Origin of the sequence: Streptomyces sp. NRRL B-24085 (assembly GCF_001282115.1) — a bacterium.
GTDB lineage: Bacteria > Actinomycetota > Actinomycetes > Streptomycetales > Streptomycetaceae > Streptomyces.
This window is the reverse complement of sequence record NZ_LJBR01000406.1, coordinates 1-3,035: the sequence shown is the minus strand read 5'-3', so window position 1 is coordinate 3,035 and position 3,035 is coordinate 1. Positions and strand designations below refer to the sequence as shown.

At 69.4% G+C, this 3,035-nt stretch carries 3 protein-coding genes and 1 pseudogene; all 4 read left to right on the top strand.

Annotation, left to right across the window (positions count from 1 at the left end; genetic code table 11):
- Positions 1-212 precede the first annotated feature (212 nt).
- Entirely contained in the window at positions 213-1,547 is a 1,335-nt protein-coding gene (locus AOJ26_RS34855; protein WP_053852367.1) for an OFA family MFS transporter, read from the top strand.
- A complete protein-coding gene (locus AOJ26_RS44020) occupies positions 1,513-1,650 on the top strand; it encodes an MFS transporter small subunit (protein WP_167364525.1) in 138 nt (45 codons plus the stop codon). Before AOJ26_RS34855 ends, AOJ26_RS44020 begins: the two co-directional genes overlap by 35 nt.
- A 148-nt stretch (positions 1,651-1,798) precedes the next feature.
- Entirely contained in the window at positions 1,799-2,737 is a 939-nt protein-coding gene (locus AOJ26_RS34850; protein WP_053852366.1) for a beta-ketoacyl-ACP synthase III, read from the top strand.
- 140 nt (positions 2,738-2,877) lie between these two features.
- A pseudogene (locus tag AOJ26_RS44685) lies at positions 2,878-3,035 on the top strand (GntR family transcriptional regulator); the annotation flags it as partial.

The following is a 3,035-nucleotide window of genomic DNA, read 5'->3' as shown; positions in this document are numbered from 1 at the left end:
GGGTGAGCCGGGGGCGGGTCGGCGGGTTCGTCATGGAGCCCTCCCCACTCGATGTCGACGAAATACTGTCTACAGTATGGTTGGAGTGCGGGCAAGAACGCGTCCTCGAAACAGGCCGGTTCGACCGTTCATCGCGTCCGGGATACCGCTCATCGCATACGGTCGACGCACCGCCTTTTCAACCCACCTGATTGTTCCTACCGTTCGGGATCATGAGTCCCCCTGTCGCACCGCCGGGCTGGAGCCGCTGGCTCGTCCCCCCGGCCGCTCTCTCGGTCCATCTCTCCATCGGGCAGGCGTACGCCTGGTCCGTGTTCAAGCCGCCGCTCGAGTCCGCGCTCGGACTCAGCGGCACCCAGAGCGCACTGCCCTTCCAGCTCGGCATCGTGATGCTCGGCCTGTCCGCCGCGTTCGGCGGCACGCTGGTGGAGCGCAACGGGCCGCGCTGGGCGATGACGGTGGCGCTCGTCTGCTTCTCGTCCGGCTTCCTGCTGTCCGCGCTGGGGGCGGCCACCGAGCAGTATTGGCTGATCGTCCTCGGCTACGGCTTCGTCGGCGGCATCGGTCTCGGCATCGGCTACATCTCACCGGTGTCCACCCTGATCAAGTGGTTCCCCGACCGGCCCGGCATGGCCACCGGCATTGCCATCATGGGCTTCGGCGGCGGCGCGCTCATCGCCTCGCCCTGGTCGGCGCAGATGCTGGAGTCCTTCGGCTCCGACAGTTCCGGGATCGCCCTCGCCTTCCTCGTGCACGGGCTGTCGTACGCCGTCTTCATGCTCCTCGGTGTCCTGCTGGTGCGCGTGCCGCGCAGCGAGAAGCCGGTCGAGAGCGCGCCCAGCGCCTTCGACGGCCCGCAGGTCTCGGCGCGCAACGCGGTGCGCACGCCCCAGTTCTGGTGCCTGTGGATCGTGCTCTGCATGAACGTCACCGCGGGCATCGGCATCCTGGAGAAGGCCGCCCCGATGATCACGGACTTCTTCAGGGACACCTCGACCCCGGTCTCGGTGTCGGCCGCGGCCGGCTTCGTCGCGCTGCTGTCGGCGGCCAACATGGCCGGGCGCATCGGCTGGTCCTCGACGTCCGACCTCATCGGACGCAAGAACATCTACCGCGTCTACCTGGGCGTGGGAGCGGTGATGTACGGCCTGATCGCCCTGTTCGGCGACTCCTCGAAGCCGCTGTTCATCCTGTGCGCGCTGGTGATCCTGTCCTTCTACGGCGGCGGTTTCGCGACGATCCCCGCCTACCTGAAGGACCTCTTCGGGACCTACCAGGTCGGCGCCATCCACGGCCGGCTGCTCACCGCATGGTCCACGGCCGGTGTCCTCGGCCCGCTGATCGTGAACTGGATCGCCGACCGGCAGGAGGAGGCGGGCAAGAGCGGCTCCGCCCTCTACGGGACGTCCTTCGTGATCATGATCGGGCTGCTCGTCGTCGGTTTCGTCGCCAACGAGCTGGTCCGCCCCGTCAGTGCCCGCCACCACATCCCCGCACCGAGGGAGGCCGCCGATGTCACAGCCCGACAGCAGTCAGAGTCCGCCTGACCGGCGTCCGCTCATCGCCCTGGCCTGGGTGTGGGTGGGCGCACCGCTCGCCTACGGGCTCTACGAGCTCGTGCAGAAGGCGACGCAGTTGTTCACCAAGTAACTGTTCGGCAGGTGTTCGGGCGTCCGAGAGGGTGAGGGAAGCCGACAACTCGGGCGCCCGTTTCCTGTGGCCTTACGTGCCCTCGTACCCGTGAGTCACTGATCAGACTGGTGGATCCCGCTACCCAAGGCAACGAGGGGGATCCTCCATGAACGGCTCGCGGATCGCCGCAGTCGGCCACTACCAGCCCGCCAAGGTGCTCACCAACGAGGACCTGGCGGGCCTCGTCGACACCAGCGACGAGTGGATCAGGTCCCGGGTGGGCATCCGGACCCGCCACATCGCCGGTCCCGACGAGCCGGTCGACGAGCTCGCCTCGCACGCCGCCGCCAAGGCGCTGGCCGCGGCCGGGCTCACCCCCGCCGACATCGACCTCGTCCTGGTCGCCACCTCGACCGCCGTCGACCGCTCCCCGAACATGGCCGCCCGGGTCGCCGCCCGGCTCGGCATCCCCTCGCCCGCCGCGATGGACGTCAACGTGGTGTGCGCCGGCTTCACGCACGCGCTGGCCACCGCCGACCACACCGTCCGGGCCGGGGCGGCGACCCGGGCGCTGGTGATCGGCGCCGACAAGATGTCCGCGGTCACCGACTGGACCGACCGCACCACCTGCGTGCTCGTCGGCGACGGGGCCGGTGCGGCGGTCGTCGAGGGGGCCGACGTGCCCGGCATCTCGCCCGTGCTGTGGGGGTCGGTGCCGGAGATGGGGCACGCCGTGCGGATCGAGGGCGAGCCGGCGCGGTTCGCGCAGGAGGGGCAGAGCGTCTACCGCTGGGCGACCACGAAGCTTCCGGCGCTGGCCCGGCAGGCCTGCGAACGCGCCGGGCTCACCCCGGCGGACCTCGCCGCGGTGGTGCTGCACCAGGCGAACCTGCGGATCATCGAACCGCTCGCGGAGAAGATCGGCGCGGTCAACGCCGTGGTGGCCCGTGATGTCACGGAGTCCGGGAACACGTCGGCGGCCAGCATTCCGCTCGCGTTCTCCAAGCTGGTGGAACAGGGTGCGGTCTCGACGGGGGACGCGGTGCTGCTGTTCGGGTTCGGCGGGAACCTGTCGTACGCCGGTCAGGTCGTCCGCTGCCCGTGAGGCGCCGCTGACGCGTTCCTCACGCATGCGATGTGACGAGGTCGACGCGCGGTTTACCTGGCCCTTGTGCGCCGTAGACTGTAGACAAAAGGCGACGAGTGGGTGTCCGGGGGTGTCCGCTGCCGAGGAGGGGGACCGGGATGTTGTCGACAGGTCTGCCGCAGGGATCCGTACCGAAGCTGGAGCGTCCCGGTCCGTTGCGTGATCGTGTGTACGGGGCGTTGTTGGAGCTGATCACGACGCGTGCTCTGCAGCCGGGGCAGCATCTGGTGGAGAGTGAGCTGGCGGGTCATCTGGG